A 15,997-nucleotide genomic window follows, 5' to 3' on the forward strand; every position below is an offset into this window, starting at 1 on the left:
ATAGGTCATGGACCGCATCAGTCGATCAGCAGTCCACTGGCTCTCCTGTCGGGCCAGCCAGGTCAAGATATGACAACCGCACTATCGATTTGAGTAAACACGTTATCTTGGATGGAGCTGCCGTCCATTGCCGTCACCACGGTCCGGTTAGGTACATTGACGATCAGCGCCATGTCCTTCATCAGGATCAGCGACTCTTTGCTGCCTTTTGCTGCCGCTTTATCAATAGCGTTCTGAATTCGGGCTAGCTGCTCACCCTTCAGTTCGATGCCTCTTTGTTCAAGCCGCTTGGCCGCATGATTGCTAAACTTCAGCAGCTCATCCTGAAAAATCCGGTTGAATGAAGCTTGGGTTTTCTCCTGCTGCGAACTCCTTTGGGCCGCACTCTGCGCTGCGGGAAGTATCTTCGAAGGATATAGCTGCCCTATGGTCAATCGTTCGCTCATTGGGATTCACCGCTTCCAGCCGCTGCACCGTCGCTTGCATTCGTGCTGTTATCTTGGCTTGAATTGGCACCGTCTGCCGGATTCGTTGGATCCGTTGGCGGGGCTGCGTCTTCTTTGGACGCTTCCTTGATTTCCAGTACTTTGGTCAAAGGAATCGCCACGGAACCGACGGATGCATACTGCACGCCGTCCTTCACAAGGATCGAATCCACGATGCCCGATTTCAGCTCACCCGTGCCGCCGTTTTCCGAGTTCCCTGCGTCCTTCCAGGTGATCTCTTTACCGATCAGCCCCGATACATTCCCAAGCGATTGGCTCATGGCCGTGATCTGATTCGAAATGTTCATCAACTGCTCCACGGAAGAGAACTGAGCCATTTGAGCAATAAACTCCTTATCTTCCATCGGCTGCATCGGATCCTGGTTCTGCAGCTGCGTAATCAGGATGCTCAGAAACTGGTCTTTGCCCAGGGACTGTGATTTCGTGCTCGCCTTGGCAACGTTCGAAGCCGAGTAATTCGGCCAAATATTCGTTGTTGAAAAATTTTCAGAAGCCATCTATTTCACCTCCGTCTTAAGCTTTGGCCGTGAATGAATTGCCACCCTGGGCCGCTTCTTGCTCAGCCAGCCATTCGTTTAATTCCTCGCCCATTTCCGCGATTTTGATCGCGTCATCCGTAGGAGCTTCCTTTTCTTTCGAGCGGCGGTTTGACTGCTGCTGTCCGGAGTTCGGCTGACGGCCATCATGATACATTTGCGATTGGAGCGATTGGTTTTGGCTCACCACCAGCTTTTCAACCTGTACGCCCTGGGTTTGAAGCGATGATCTCAACTGACTCATCTGCTGCTCAAGCAAATCCTTGGTCGCCGCATGCTCCGTTGTAAATTGGGCTACGAGTTGTCCATTTTGCATTGTCAGCTTGATATCAACCTGACCCAAGTGCTCCGGATACAGGGTGATTCTCGCCTCGGAAATTCCTTGCTGTTTGACGAAATCCAGCTTGCTGACGACAAAGCCGGTCATCTCCTGGGAGAACTTCTCCACCGGAACCGGTGCATCTGCTTTGACGGACGCATGAATTCCCTGCCTCAGTGCCAATTGTCCGGCCGTAACCGTTTGTTGAGATGCAAAAATATCGTTTGCCTGATCCTGCGTGTCAGTCGGTAGCGCATTCGTTCCGGCTGCTGCTGGATCCGCCTTAATCAAAGAAGGCTGGTCATTGCCTGAAGCATTGTTTTTGGATAAAAGCGCGGACAACAATGGCGATATTTTACCGCCGCTTTCCTGTCTTTGCTGAACCCACTCCAGCACAGGGTTCGACTGTTTCGCGTCAGCTGCGGACAAGGTCTCCGCTTTTACTTGGCTTAAGCGAGAAGCTGCGGTCGTTTGCTCCGAAGTCTGCTTTGGCTGCGCCGGAAGCAAATCACCAAGGATTTCCTGAAAAGATTGCAAAAGCTTCATCGCTTGCAGCGGAGCACTTTGATTCCCCTCTGCTTTTTGCTGAAGCATGCCGACCAATTGGGCCAACCCGTCCTGTACCACGAAACGAATCGTAGCCGGACTTTCAGCCAAAGGCCCCGTGAAAGCGTTGGCGTTTTCCTGGGGATTCACGTCCGGGCTTTGTCCCGACTGATCAAGCAAATTCTGAATTTGCTGCAGCCATCCTTGCAAAGCTGCCAACAGCTCCGGATGGGAATCTACCGCGTCATCAAGCTTGTCCGTGCCGCCGAGCATCGTTTGCAAAAGATCTGCCGCGGTTTGTCCCTCGCTGGCTCCGTCCTCGTTCGTTGACGAAAGTCCCGCTAGCTGCATCAATCCTTCAAGCAGCGTTCCTGAACCGATGATGGCAGCTGCATTTGACGGTGTTCCTTCGCCGGACATCATCTGGGCAAGCGATTGATCGAATGTTCCAGCAGCGGCAACCGTTGCGGCTGCATTCGTGCCAGACCCTGCCTTCGAACCGGCTGCCGAGGTTTTGCCTGCTCCGGCGTTGCCGCCTGCAATATTTTGAAATACCAGACTCATATGTTTTCACCTCCTTTCAATCGGAAAATCGGCTGCAACACACCCTATTTGGTCATCAGTTTATTCAATATGACAGCCGCCGTTTTGGCATCCTTTTTGCTCATCGCATCCAAAATTCCCGAACGGGTCGAATCATTTACGGCGTTTAAAATCGTCAACACTTTTTCCGGAGAAATCTTGTACGTGGACAGCAGTAAATCCGCTGCGCTATTAGCAGGCATCGCCGCAAAGGTCTGACCGATCTGGTTCTTGTCCAGACCTGAAGTCGAAGCCTCCTTTTTAGCCCCCGCATCCTTGTCTATTCGAGATTGCAGGGCCGCGATCGCCAAGTCGCTTGAAGATACCGCATCCTTCAGCTTCATGCTCACATCAGCCGCGACCTTGGGATCCATTTTGGCGAGAATCGCCGTCCGGTTGTCATTTTTCATGGCACTCAGCAGCTGCACCATTTCTTCCGTCGTCATATTCTGCATGATCGGAGCCGCTTTATTTGGACTCATGTCTGCATACATCTTGGCTAGGTCCTTGATCTGCTTTTCATAAGGGTCCGTATCAACCGCATTTTGCTGAGCGGTGTCGGTCGCAGATTTCTGCGCGGAATCAAGCTGTTCCTGAACGCTTTTCAGCTTCTGATCCTGCTGAGTCTGTTCTTCCTTGGCCTTTTTCAGATCTGCATCCTTTGTCGCAAGCTTGCTCTTCAGCTCTTCAATCGTCGCGTTCGCGCTCTTGACCTGATCTTTGGCATCCTGAAGTTTCGTCTTCTCGGGATCCTTGACAGGTTCAGGCACCAGGTTTTTCACGATTGGAATTTTGTGCGCGAACTCGAGCATATTGTTTCTGACATCCATATTAAACAAGGCAAGGAGGACTCCAATGAGCACGACGGTAAAAATGATAGGAATCATAAAAAACAGAAACCTCTCGAATCCTCCCGCAGACTCCTTCTCCAACTCAAAATCTTTTTCTGCCAAAATCCATCCACCCCCGAGGCAACAGTTTGGTTTCCAAACGCTTCATTTATCTCGCCTTGATGGCGAACCTTACTGTTGCCATTTCATCCAGTTCACTCTGTTCCCTCAGGAGCATGCTTTGCTGAAAGGAACTTTTCGCTTTATCCCTTGCCTTGAGCCATACCTTTTCATCCAGCGCCCGATCGGTAAGCTGGCTTTTTTTCATTTCCACGTTAACGTTCGCATGGTGAACATCCGTGTGTTTTTTCACGATGCACTGCTCCAAATGTTCGACGTACATCTGATACTCCCGAATTTTCGAAACCGGAGCTTTCTGTTCCGCAGCTTCCTGCAGTTGAATCGCCAACCGTTCCCTGTTGTCCAGCAGATCGGAAAGCGACTTTTCTTCAGCCTGCAATCTTCCAATGGCACTGGACAGCATCCACTCGGCCTGAGTTTTTTCGTTGCTCTTTAAGTCCACGATTTTCTGAAACGCATATTGAAATCTCATACCTCAAGAGTCATCTCCTCGAAAATTCGGCAATCAGTCGTTCTTGCACCTGCTCCAGCGTCACCTTTTCATTCACCTTTTGTTTGGTAAACTCCCAAATATCCTGGATATAAGCGATGGATTCATCGATTTGTTCATTAGAACCCTTTTGATAGGCGCCAATATTGATCAAATCCTCCGAGTCCTTGTATACGGCCATCAGACGCTTTAGATTATCGGCCGCTTCAATCTGCTCTTCCGGGGCAATATCCTTCATCACCCGGCTGATACTGGCTAGAACGTCAATCGCCGGGAAATGTCCCTTATTCGCAATGTTGCGGTCTAGCACGATATGTCCGTCCAGAATCCCCCGCACGGCATCGGCGATCGGTTCGTTCATATCGTCGCCGTCCACCAGCACTGTATAAAAAGCGGTAATGGAGCCTGTCGGCCCGGTTCCGGCCCGTTCCAGCAGCTTAGGCAAGCTGGCGAACACGGATGGGGTATATCCCCTCATCGCTGGCGGTTCGCCAATCGCAAGGCCAACCTCGCGCTGAGCCATCGCATACCGCGTTACCGAGTCCATCATGAGCATGACATTCATGCCGCGGTCGCGGAAATACTCCGCAATCGTCGTTGCAATCAAGGCTCCTTTTATACGTACAAGCGCCGGCTGATCCGATGTAGCGACGATTACGACGGAACGCTGCAAGCCTTCGGGCCCCAAATCTCTTTCAATGAAATCGAGCACCTCACGGCCCCGTTCACCAATCAAGGCGATGACGTTCACATCTGCCGAGGTATTACGGGCAATCATGCCCATCAGCGTACTTTTACCGACGCCGGAACCTGCGAAAATACCAACCCGCTGTCCCTTGCCGATCGTCAAAAGCCCGTCGATGGCTCTTACGCCGATGCTGATCGGTTCCTTGACCCGCGGTCGGTTCAACGGATTCGAGGGTTCATTGTACGTTGAACTGTAGGGCATCCGTGTCGGTATCAGCGAACCGTCAAGAGGTTGTCCCAGACCGTCCAGCACTTTCCCCAGAAGCTCCGAGCCTACCTGCACGCTCAGCGGTTTGCCTGTTCCGACGACGTCACATCCCGGACCAATGGAATGCAATTCGCCGAGCGGCATCAACAGCACTTTATTGTCCCGGAAACCGACAACCTCAGCTTGAAGAGGCTTCACGCTTTTGGTCGGATAGATGTAACAGACATCGCCCACACTTGCGTCCGGCCCCTCGGATTCGACCATCAGCCCAATGACCTGGGTGACTTTACCGTTCACTCTCACAGGGTCCAGGTTGCGCAAATGCTCCATATATCTTCCGCTGTTAAGCATCTTCATCCTGATTTCTCAGCTCCTCGTCATCCAACGCGATCCGGATCAATTCCTTCTTGATCTCGGCCAGCTGCGTGTCGATTCTTGCATCCACGCTTCCGAATGAGGAACGGATCACACAGCCCCGATCATGCACGGTCGAATCCGGCAGGATTTGCAGCTCCGCCTGGGAGTCGATTGCAGCACCCAGTTCTTCCCGTGCCGCCTGTACGAATGCAAAGTACTTCGGAGCGACGCACAAGGTGATTACGCCTTGCTCCCGTTTACGCGACAAATTGTTCTTGATTAAATCAATCACATAGTCGGTTTCGAGCGCCAATTGTTTATCGATGACCTTCTCGGCGATGGCACAGCTCAATTCAACCAGAAACGGCTCCGCTTCCTGAATAATCTGTTCCTTCATTAAATACGCCTGCTTCAGAACGGTTTGGGCTTCCTCCATCATCTGCGATATTTGCTCCTGCATATCCTCGATGGCTTTTTCCGAACCTTCCCGATAGCCTGTATCGTATCCTTCCGATTTAAGGGCTTCCACCAGATGCTCATCCTGAAGCCGGCGTTCCTGCCACCAGCTGTCCATTTGCTCTTTGGCTTCTTCCAGCATCTTCTCGGCTTCCTCCGAAGCCTCGCGCACCTGTCGTTCCGCGAATTCCCGGGCATCGTCCAGCATCTCTTTGCTCAGGCGCTTCGACTCTTCATCCGCTTGAATGATCGGTGTTTCTGCCGTTTGCTCCTCTAAGGAATGCTCTTGGTCATCCGAGGAAACGTAACGATGTCCCAAATCGAGCTTTTTAAGCATTTCAACGGGAACATACTGGGAAGATTTAATCAAATTAGACAATGATGTCATCCCCTCCGCCGCGAGCAATGATAATCTCTCCGGCTTCTTCCAATCTGCGGATCGTGCCTACGATGCGTGTTTGAGCTTCTTCCACATCACGCAGCCGAACCGGTCCCATGAATTCCATTTCTTCCTTGAAGGTTTCCGACATCCGTTTGGACATATTGCGGAAAATAACGTCCCGAACCTCTTCGCTCGCCACTTTGAGGGCCAGCTGCAGATCCGCGCTTTCCACATCGCGGATAATCCGCTGAATGGAGCGGTTATCCACATTGACGATATCCTCGAATACAAACATCCGTTTCTTGATCTCTTCGGCAAGCTCCGGATCCTGAATTTCCAGGGAATCGAGGATCGTGCGCTCGGTACCACGGTCGACGCCGTTCAGAATTTGAACGATCGACTCGATGCCGCCGGCATTCGTGTAATCCTGCGTAACCGTCGCGGACAGTTTCTGTTCCAGCACCTTCTCGACCTGGGATATGACTTCCGGTGAAGTGCTGTCCATCACCGCAATCCGTCTGGCCACATCCGCCTGTTTATCCTGAGGCAAGGAAGACAAGATCGCTGCCGCCTGTTCGAATTGCAGATAGGAAAGGACCAAGGCGATGGTCTGGGCATTTTCATTTTGAATGAAGTTCAAAATCTGGTTCGGATCGGCTTTACGGGCAAAGTCGAACGGTCTCACCTGCAGCGTTGCGGTCAGCCTGTTGATAACCTCGATCGCCTTCTGGGATCCAAGCGCCTTTTCCAAAATTTCCTTGGCGTAGTTGATACCGCCCTGCGATATATATTCTTGAGCCATACAGATTTGATGAAATTCCGCCAGGATCATGTCTTTTTCCACGCTGTCCACTTTGCGGACGTTCGCAATCTCAAGCGTCAACTGTTCAATTTCTTCATCTCTTAAATGTTTGAAAATTTGTGCCGATACTTCCGGACCCAGGGTAATGAGCAGGATTGCCGCTTTTTGCCGCCCGCTCAGCCCCTGGCTGTTTGGTTTTACCAATGGATTCACCTCTTATTCGTCAGCAAGCCATGTACGAAGCAGATTGACAAATTCCTCCGGCTTTTTCTTCGCCAGCGTTTCGAGCTGTTTGCGCACCTGACTTTCGTTCGTCACACTATCCATGTTAATGGATGGGAACTCTGTTGGAGCCGGCAGCGGAAGATCCTCTTCCATTTCTTCTCTCTGTTTGCGTCGGCGGAAAATAAGGAATCCGCCTCCTGCGAGCAAAGCGAGCGCGGCGAGACCAATGCCCCACAGAACTCCTTTGGAAAGATTCAAACCTTTCGTTTGGGTTTCTTCACCACTAAAAGGTTGCGAGTATACCGAAACTTTTTTAGCAAGATCAGCGTCTGTATATGTAACACCGGAATCCGCGAGTGAAGCTCTAACAATGTTTACCAAAATATTTTGAATGGAATCCTTTGTCGCCTGATCTACCGTTTTTTGTCCGGTAGGTGGTTCAACGGCCACATTAATGGTTAAATCTTTTACAGAGTACGGGCTGGAAATGATATCCTTAGTAATGTGGTTCACTTCGTAATTCACTGTCTTCGACAGATCTTCGGAAGTCACATCACCAGTCGACGAACCGCTTGGATATGTTGGAACCTGGGTTTGTCCCGTTCCAGCCACACCGCTATCCGGATTCGCTTTCCCCGTGTAGTTCTTGGAAATTTCCTGTACGCTGATTTCGATGCCCTTCATGTTCTCCGCATCGACCGGCGTAACCATATTTTCTTTGCTTTGGACTTTATCGAAGTTCAGCTTGGAAACGACGAGTACATCGACTTTATTCGGTCCCATGAATCTGCCCAGGAACTGTCTCACATTTTGGCGCACTTCATTCTCGAATTTCTTTTGCAGCGCGAAGTTTTCTTCTACCGAGCTGCTGAGCGTCCCTTGTCCGCCTCTAGCTGACGGCATGAGCTCCGTGTCGCCTTCCATCATCGTAATATTTTCAATAGGCAAATTGGGAACTGCCGTTTTGACGAGGTTGAAATATCCATCGATCGTTTCCTGATTCGGATGATATCCAGGCTTGAACGTAAGCACGACGGAGGCATTTCCTTTTTCCTGGTCATCGGCTCCGGCAAACACGCTTTCTTTAGGCAGCGTCACGAGCACTTTGGCTTGGGAAATCCCGTTCATGCTCAATAAGAGCTGTTGGACCTCGCCGTTTAACGCATTGTTGTACTTCACGCTAAATTCGCTGTCCGTGGTGCCTATGGACGATGTGCTGTCAAAAGCGCGAAACCCGATTGAACCGTTTTGCACAATCCCTTGAGAGCCAACATCCACTTTAATGCGCGCGGCCTGCGTACTTGGTACAGAGATCGTTTTGCCATCGGAACTCAGCTTGTACGGAATGTTGTTTGTATCCAGATAGTTCATGATGCCTGCAGAGTCGCTCGAGTTTAAATCCTTGAACGCAACCTCATATTCCGTTTTGGAAAGCTGCATGGTCAGCACCACAATAGCAATGAAGATCAGAGCCAGTGTTGAGAAAAATATAATTTTTTGTTTATTGCTGAACTGATTCCAATATTGAACGATCTTGTCCTTATATTGGGCCATTCTTTCGTTCACAACGTCACCCACCCTACCCGAGTCTTAGCAAAATTCAGTTACACCTGTGTGCGCATGATCTCCTGATAGGCCTCAATGACCTTATTACGGACTTGAGCCGTAAGCTGCAGACTCAACAGCGCCTTTTCCGAAGAAACCATGACCTGGTCCACATCCACCTGGCCGAGCATAAATTTATTGCTCATCTCCTCGGACGCTTTTTCCTGATCTGCAACCTGGCTGATCGCATTCTCCAGGTAAGTACCAAACTTGCTGAGCGATTCTGAAGGTGTGGATCCGCTGTCCTTCGTGCTTTCAAGCATTTTCAGCGGTTGTACCGATTGAGTAGAAAACATGGTGTTCTGAATCATCAATGTCCCTCCTTACATATTTTCAATTTAAAAAACAGGACCTATTTGCCTATTTCTAATGCCTTCATGATCATTGCTTTTGAAGCGTTTAATGCAGTTACATTGGCGTTATATGAATGTGAGGCAGAGATCATATCTACCATTTCTTTGGTGATATCCACGTTCGGCATATATACATACCCTTCGCTATCCGCATCCGGATGACTCGGATTATATACCGGCTTGAATGCGGTTGAATCTTCTTGGATCGCCGTGACTTTGACCCCGCGAGCCGGAGAAGCGTTATCTCCATTCATTTGGGCTTGAAGCATGTTGGCAAAATTCGATTCATTCGGAGAAAAAACGACCATTTTGCGGCGGTAGGGAACGGCTTGGCCGTTAACCACTGACGCTCTCGTCGTTTCGGCATTGGCTATATTGGAGGAAATGACGTCCATTCTAAGGCGTTGGGCTGTCAGACCTGATGCGCTAATGCCAAAGCTGCTGTTCAAATTCATTTAACTCTTATCTCCCTTCTACCGCTACACGCATCATTTTGATTTGCTCGTTCATTTGCTGGATGTAAGAATTGTATTGAATTTGATTCGCTGCCAGATTAGCCATTTCAGAGTCGACATCGACGTTGTTCAGGTTATTGTTCATCGCCGTTGACTGGTCCACCGTAACGACCGGATCCGGTATCGAGCTTGTAGGACCTATGACAAAATGCCGGGAGTCCGTAACCTTTCCTCTGAGCTGGGGCATTGTTCCATTCATTTCCTGCTGGAGCAGACTTTCAAACGATACATCTGACCGTTTAAAATAAGGTGTTTCCTCATTCGCGATGTTGTTGGAAATGACGTTCTGCCTGATGTTTGCCGCTTTCAGGCCAGCTTCCATGCGTTGAAAACTGGTACTGTTCAACAAATCCATTTTGCTGTCCCCCTTTTCCATAACTTGTATAAAGTTTTTTGTGCAGCCGTTTTTTTCAAAACTGTTTTTTTTCGACAAAAGAACTCAAAATAAACAGAATTTCTAGGACTTAAGTAGAAAAATTTACTAACTTGTCGTATATCCTAAGTTTCTTAGAGATTGGGTTATATTACAATAAGAAAAAAGCCCTATCTTTTAGTCAAAAGAAGGGCTTTTTTCTTATTTTATGTTAAGATATTCCTAAAACTGCTCGGGATAAGGGATTAGAGGTCCAGATCCCGACTCTGCATCGCCACTTTTCGCCAAAACCGAAAACGAACAGTCCCGGTTTTTCAGATTTGCGAAAGATAAATATGCATAAGCCCTAGTCCCATACAAAAATGATTCCATTTTACCGCCTTTTAAGCTAAATAACCCGATCAGAATATATGCCTTTGAGGCTTCTGACCGGGTTATTTTCATATCGTATGGATTCGTTTAAGCGCCGTAAGGCGGTGACTACAGAATATATTGGCTTAAATCACGGTCCTGAGCGATTCCGGCCAGCTTCTCGCGCACATATTCCGGCGTAATCGTCATTTGCTCCAGCGTCAGCTCAGGCGCCTCAAAGGAGAGATCCTCAAGCAGCTTTTCCAGAATCGTATGCAGTCTGCGCGCACCGATATTTTCCATGTTCTCATTGACCGACGCCGCAATCTTGGCAATTTCCCGGATCGCATCCGGCGCGAAGTCAATTTCAATGTTTTCGGTTTTGAGCAGGTCCTTGTACTGCTTCGTAATCGCATTTTTCGGTTCGGTTAGAATCGAAACAAAATCATCAAGCGAAAGGCTGTTCAGCTCTACCCGGATCGGAAAACGCCCCTGAAGCTCCGGTATCAGATCCGAAGGCTTCGCGATATGAAAAGCACCGGCTGCGATAAAAAGGATAAAATCCGTCTTCACAGGGCCGTATTTGGTCATCACAGTCGATCCCTCGACAATTGGCAGGATATCCCTCTGGACACCCTCTCTGGACACGTCAGGCCCGTTTCCTTTTCCCTGGCTGGCAACCTTGTCGATTTCGTCGATAAAAATAATTCCGGACTGCTCTGCACGGTAGATCGACTCGGATATCACATCATCCATATCAATCAGCTTCGTGGCTTCATCCTGCGTCAGTACTTTGCGGGCTTCCTTGATCGGCAGCTTGCGCTTTTTCGTCCGTTTCGGAAGCAGGCTGCCGAACATTTCCTGCATATTCATGCCCATTTGGTCGTTCCCCTGACCGGCAAGCATATCCATCATGTTCGGCGAATTATCCTCGACGTCAATTTCGATCAGGTCTTCTTCCATGCTTCCCGACAGCAGCTTAAACTTCATCTGGCGGCGCTGTTCCACCACGTTGCTATCCCGCTCTTTGTCTTCTTCCGGCTCCTGCTGATTGCCGTTGGCTCCTCCGAAGAGCATTTCAAACGGGTTGCGCTGGTTTTTATTTTTATGGCTCGAAGGCACAAGAATCTGAACGATCCGTTCATTCGCGAGTTCTTCTGCGCGGTCCTTCACCTTTTCCGTCCGTTCGGATTTGATCATCCGAATCGATGTTTCGATCAGGTCACGGACCATGGATTCCACGTCACGGCCGACATAACCGACCTCCGTGAACTTGGTCGCCTCAATTTTGACGAAAGGTGCATTGACCAGCTTCGCCAGCCGTCTGGCGATTTCCGTCTTGCCTACACCGGTAGGCCCGATCATCAGAATATTTTTAGGCACGATTTCATCGCGGTCCTCATCGGGCAGAAGGTTCCGGCGGTAACGGTTTCGAAGGGCAACGGCGACCGATTTCTTGGCCTGCTTCTGACCAACGATATATTTATCCAATTCGGCGACAATCTGTCTCGGAGTCAAGTTCTGGTTATCCATATGCATCCCCCTTTACAGCTCTTCCACGATGATGTTTCCGTTGGTGTACACACAAATTTCGGAAGCGATTTTGAGGGCTTCGCTCGCGATGTCCTTCGCTTCGAGCTCATGCGCATGGCGCTTGAGCGCCCGTGCGGCCGATAATGCGAAATTGCCACCGGAGCCGATGGCGAGCACGTCATCATCGGGCTCAATGATTTCTCCGCCGCCGGAAATCAGCAGCATCCCGCTTTTGTCCATCACGATCATCAGCGCCTCAAGCTTGCGCAGCACTCGGTCCGATCTCCAGTCCTTGGCCAGTTCAACGGCAGCCCGCTGCAGATTGCCATGATGCTCCTCCAGCTTGCCTTCGAATTTCTCAAACAATGTTATCGCATCGGCCACCGATCCCGCAAAACCGGCGACAACCTGGCCTCTGTACAGGCGGCGCACCTTTTTTGCGGTCTGCTTCATGATCATATTTTCTCCGAACGTCACCTGACCGTCACCGGCGATGGCAGCTTTCCCATTGTGGCGAACGGCGCAAATCGTCGTTGCATGAAATGACATCTCCATACGTGTCAAGCCTCCTAGTCTATACTTCACACCTGCGCTTTAGATACCCCGTAAGCTTCGACAAACTCATTAATGCTGGCCAATGCGCGGTTAGCAAGCGCCTCGTTTTTCTCTTTTTTGTTCCGAATCTTCTTCTCAAGCGACGGCAGCAAACCGAAGTTCGCATTCATCGGCTGGAAGTGCGCCGGATCCGCATTCGTCACGTAATGCGCCATGCTGCCGATCGTACTGGTTTCAGGGAGAACGACAAGCTCTTCCCCTTTAGCCTTTCTTGCAGCGTTAATGCCCGCTATTAGCCCGGATGCCGCTGATTCGACATAACCCTCTACCCCTGTCATTTGTCCGGCAAAGAACAGGTTCTCATTCGTTTTGAGCTGATATGTAGCTTTAAGCAGACGTGGCGAATTAATAAACGTATTGCGATGCATTACGCCGTAACGGACGTATTCGGCATTTTCCAAACCCGGAATCATGGAAAATACGCGTTTTTGCTCGCCCCATTTCAGATGGGTTTGAAAGCCGACAAGGTTGTACAGCGTTCCGGCAGCGTTGTCCTGGCGAAGCTGAACGACAGCGTAGGGAAGCGTACCCGTGTGCGGATTCACTAGACCAACCGGCTTCATCGGTCCGAACAACGCCGTTTGCTTGCCGCGTTTCATCATGACCTCAATCGGCATGCAGCCTTCGAAATACACTTCTTTCTCGAATTCCTTGAGCTGTGCCACTTCCGCCGATACAAGAGCATCATAAAACGCGTTGAATTCTTCTTCATTCATCGGGCAGTTCAGATAAGCTGCTTCACCCTTGTCATAGCGGGATGCAAGATACACCTTGCTCATATCGATCGAGTCTTTCTCCACGATCGGTGCAGCCGCATCGTAAAAATAGAAGTATTCTTCTCCCATGAGCGCTTTAATCTCGGCCGAAAGCGCCGGGGACGTGAGCGGTCCGGTGGCAATGACAACAATCCCATCATCAGGTATATGCTGAATTTCTTCGTTTACGACCTCGATGAGGGGATGGTTATGAAGAATTTCCGTAATGCTGCCCGAGAATCCGTCGCGATCGACCGCCAGCGCACCGCCGGCGGGCACCGCATGTTTATCCGCCGATCCCAAAATGATGGAATTCAGCATCCGCATTTCTTCTTTAAGTACGCCTACCGCGTTCGTTAAACCGTTCGCCCGGAGCGAATTGGTGCATACCAGTTCGGCAAATTTGTCCGTATGATGCGCCGGGGTTTTGACCACCGGGCGCATTTCGTATAATTTCACGGGAACGCCACGGCTCGCAATCTGCCAGGCAGCTTCGCTGCCCGCCAAACCGGCGCCAATGACGGTTACCTGTTGTACTTCAGTCAATTTAATTACCTCCTACGATTCATGCCACATGCTGTTATACAATCTCATCGTTATCTTCGTTATCCTCGATCTCTTCCACATGATCGCAGGATGTGCACTGGAGTCTGGCTCCCTGCTTGTTCCGCTTCTCGACCATCCAGGAATCGCATTTCGGGCACGGTTTGCTAGACGGACGGTCCCAGGATACGAAATCGCATTCCGGGTAACGGTCACACCCATAAAAAATGCGTCCCTTTTTGCTCCGGCGCTCGACCACATGGCCTTCCTTGCATTTTGGACAAGTCACGCCGATATCCTTCACAATCGGTTTCGTATTCCGGCAGTCCGGAAAACCGGAGCAGGCAAGAAACTTGCCGAAGCGGCCCAGCTTGTATACCATAGGCTTGCCGCATTTGTCGCAAATTTCATCCGAAACCTCATCCGCGATCTCAATCTCTTTCATTTCCTCTTCGGCGACTTCAAGCCGCTTCTCAAAGGAGGAGTAAAATTCCTTCAAAACCTTGACCCAATCTTCGGAGCCCTCTTCCACATGGTCGAGATCTTCCTCCATATGGGCGGTAAACTCGGCATCCAGAATTTCCGGGAAAAACTGCTCCATCTGTTCGATGATGAGTTCTCCGAGCTCCGTCGGAACGAATTTTTTCTCCTCGATCGCAACGTAACCCCGTTTCTGGATCGTTTCCAGCGTCGGAGCATACGTACTCGGGCGGCCAATCCCGAGCTCCTCCATCGTGCGTACGAGTCTTGCCTCGGTATAACGCGGAGGCGGCTGGGTAAAATGCTGCTTCGGATCAATCTCTTCCTTCTTCAGCTTATCCCCCGGTGCCAGTGCAGGTAGAAACTTTTCTTCCTCCGTCGTTCCGTCGTCGTTTCCTTCGACGTACACCTTCATGAAGCCCGGAAAGCGCACTTTCGAGCCTGTTGCCCGGAATACCGCGCTTCCGGCAGCGATGTCCACCGACAAAGTGTCGAGTACGGCAGAAGCCATTTGGCTCGCAACGAAGCGTTCCCATACCAGCTTGTATAAACGGAACTGATCGCGGCTCATAAAAGGTTTGACGGACTCGGGATCACGCATCACGGAAGTGGGACGGATCGCTTCGTGCGCGTCCTGGGCGTTTGCCGCCTTCTTCGAATATTCGCGCGGGCTCTCCGGCGCGAATGAACCGCCGAATTTCCCTTCAATATACTCTTTCGCTTCTTCCTGAGCGGATACCGCGATTCGCGTGGAATCGGTACGCATGTAAGTAATGAGACCGACCGTGCCTTCTTTGCCGAGCTCGACGCCTTCATACAGCTGCTGGGCAACGGACATCGTTTTCGCTGCACGGAAGTTCAGCTTACGAGCCGCCTCCTGCTGCAGGGAACTGGTCGTAAACGGCGGCGACGGATGCCGCTGACGCTCTTTCTCTTTGACCTCAGCCACTTTGAAGGTCGCGCCTTTGATCGCCTGGAGTACCTCCTGGACGTCCGCTTCCTTGGAAAGCTCCTTTTTCTGGCCGTCAAGCTGGTGAAACTTTGCCTCGAACACCGAGCTGCCCTTGGCGAGCTTGGCTGTGATGGACCAGTACTCCTCCGGCACGAAAGCGTCGATTTCATTTTCTCGGTCGAGAATAATTTTGACGGCGACGGATTGGACGCGTCCCGCCGACAATCCCTTTTTGACTTTCTTCCATAATAAAGGACTGATCTTGTAACCTACCAGCCGGTCCAGGATCCGTCTCGCCTGCTGGGCGTTGACCAGATCCATATTAATTTTACGCGGTGTCTTGAATGCATCCTTTACCGCTTGCTTCGTGATTTCATTAAACACGACCCGGCAGCTGTCCGTATCATCCAGCTCCAGGGCATGCGCCAAATGCCAGGCTATCGCCTCGCCCTCACGATCGGGGTCAGCTGCGAGATAAACCTTTTTGACTTTTTTGCTGGCATCCTTCAGCTCTTTCAACACGGAACCTTTTCCGCGGATCGTAATGTACTTTGGATTGAACTCATTTTCAACTTCAACCCCGATTTGGCTCTTTGGCAAATCGCGAACATGGCCCATGGAAGCCTTTACGATAAATTTGCTGCCTAAATACTTGCCGATCGTCTTCGCCTTTGCGGGCGATTCCACGATCACCAGTGAATCAGCCATCGGTTCATCCTCCTCTCCAACAATCAAACGTTTCATGAATATAAAAGAATCAGCCGCCGTCCAAACAGGCGGAATGATTCTCGTATT

General features: G+C 50.4%; 16 protein-coding genes. All 16 read right to left on the reverse strand.

Annotation, left to right across the window (positions count from 1 at the left end; all coding sequences use genetic code 11):
• Nucleotides 1-62: 62 nt before the first annotated feature.
• Nucleotides 63-446 (reverse strand): TIGR02530 family flagellar biosynthesis protein, encoded by a 384-nt coding sequence (locus tag PCH05_RS00005; RefSeq protein WP_127599385.1) that lies wholly within the window; start codon nt 444-446, stop codon nt 63-65.
• Complete coding sequence (locus PCH05_RS00010) at nt 443-1,003, reverse strand: flagellar hook capping FlgD N-terminal domain-containing protein (RefSeq protein WP_127599387.1); 561 nt, start codon at nt 1,001-1,003, stop codon at nt 443-445. The genes PCH05_RS00005 and PCH05_RS00010 overlap by 4 nt, the downstream gene beginning before the upstream one ends.
• 16 nt (nt 1,004-1,019) lie before the next feature.
• A complete protein-coding gene (locus PCH05_RS00015; protein ID WP_246049297.1) occupies nt 1,020-2,471 on the reverse strand; it encodes a flagellar hook-length control protein FliK in 1,452 nt (483 codons plus the stop codon).
• A gap of 44 nt (nt 2,472-2,515) precedes the next feature.
• The gene (locus tag PCH05_RS00020; protein ID WP_246049298.1) at nt 2,516-3,442 is read right to left on the reverse strand and encodes a MotE family protein; all 927 of its coding nucleotides are present in this window, start codon (nt 3,440-3,442) and stop codon (nt 2,516-2,518) included.
• 46 nt (nt 3,443-3,488) lie between these two features.
• The gene (gene fliJ, locus PCH05_RS00025; RefSeq protein WP_127599389.1) at nt 3,489-3,932 is read right to left on the reverse strand and encodes a flagellar export protein FliJ; all 444 of its coding nucleotides are present in this window, start codon (nt 3,930-3,932) and stop codon (nt 3,489-3,491) included.
• A 10-nt stretch (nt 3,933-3,942) separates the two neighbouring features.
• Nucleotides 3,943-5,262, reverse strand: coding sequence for a flagellar protein export ATPase FliI (fliI, locus tag PCH05_RS00030; RefSeq protein ID WP_127599391.1), 1,320 nt, complete (start codon nt 5,260-5,262; stop codon nt 3,943-3,945).
• A complete protein-coding gene (locus PCH05_RS00035) occupies nt 5,249-6,097 on the reverse strand; it encodes a FliH/SctL family protein (RefSeq protein ID WP_127599393.1) in 849 nt (282 codons plus the stop codon). Before PCH05_RS00035 ends, fliI begins: the two co-directional genes overlap by 14 nt.
• Nucleotides 6,090-7,106, reverse strand: a complete 1,017-nt coding sequence (gene fliG, locus PCH05_RS00040; RefSeq protein WP_127599395.1) for a flagellar motor switch protein FliG — start codon at nt 7,104-7,106, stop codon at nt 6,090-6,092. Before fliG ends, PCH05_RS00035 begins: the two co-directional genes overlap by 8 nt.
• A 12-nt stretch (nt 7,107-7,118) precedes the next feature.
• Nucleotides 7,119-8,693, reverse strand: a complete 1,575-nt coding sequence (fliF, locus tag PCH05_RS00045; RefSeq protein ID WP_127599397.1) for a flagellar basal-body MS-ring/collar protein FliF — start codon at nt 8,691-8,693, stop codon at nt 7,119-7,121.
• A gap of 38 nt (nt 8,694-8,731) precedes the next feature.
• On the reverse strand, nt 8,732-9,043 hold the full coding sequence (gene fliE, locus PCH05_RS00050) for a flagellar hook-basal body complex protein FliE (RefSeq protein ID WP_127599399.1): 312 nt from the start codon (nt 9,041-9,043) through the stop codon (nt 8,732-8,734).
• A gap of 41 nt (nt 9,044-9,084) precedes the next feature.
• On the reverse strand, nt 9,085-9,540 hold the full coding sequence (gene flgC, locus PCH05_RS00055; protein ID WP_127599401.1) for a flagellar basal body rod protein FlgC: 456 nt from the start codon (nt 9,538-9,540) through the stop codon (nt 9,085-9,087).
• Between the two features lie 7 nt (nt 9,541-9,547).
• Nucleotides 9,548-9,955: a flagellar basal body rod protein FlgB gene (gene flgB / locus PCH05_RS00060; protein ID WP_127599403.1), complete on the reverse strand. Its 408-nt coding sequence runs from the start codon at nt 9,953-9,955 to the stop codon at nt 9,548-9,550.
• 498 nt (nt 9,956-10,453) lie between these two features.
• A complete protein-coding gene (gene hslU / locus PCH05_RS00065) occupies nt 10,454-11,857 on the reverse strand; it encodes an ATP-dependent protease ATPase subunit HslU (protein ID WP_127599405.1) in 1,404 nt (467 codons plus the stop codon).
• A gap of 12 nt (nt 11,858-11,869) precedes the next feature.
• Complete coding sequence (gene hslV / locus PCH05_RS00070) at nt 11,870-12,412, reverse strand: ATP-dependent protease subunit HslV (protein WP_127599407.1); 543 nt, start codon at nt 12,410-12,412, stop codon at nt 11,870-11,872.
• 26 nt (nt 12,413-12,438) lie between these two features.
• Nucleotides 12,439-13,773, reverse strand: a complete 1,335-nt coding sequence (gene trmFO / locus PCH05_RS00075; protein WP_127599410.1) for an FADH(2)-oxidizing methylenetetrahydrofolate--tRNA-(uracil(54)-C(5))-methyltransferase TrmFO — start codon at nt 13,771-13,773, stop codon at nt 12,439-12,441.
• Between the two features lie 34 nt (nt 13,774-13,807).
• Complete coding sequence (gene topA, locus PCH05_RS00080) at nt 13,808-15,910, reverse strand: type I DNA topoisomerase (RefSeq protein ID WP_127599412.1); 2,103 nt, start codon at nt 15,908-15,910, stop codon at nt 13,808-13,810.
• Nucleotides 15,911-15,997 lie beyond the last annotated feature (87 nt).

This window comes from Paenibacillus chibensis (genome assembly GCF_004001045.1).
GTDB classification, from domain to species: Bacteria; Bacillota; Bacilli; order Paenibacillales; family Paenibacillaceae; genus Paenibacillus_AQ; species Paenibacillus_AQ chibensis.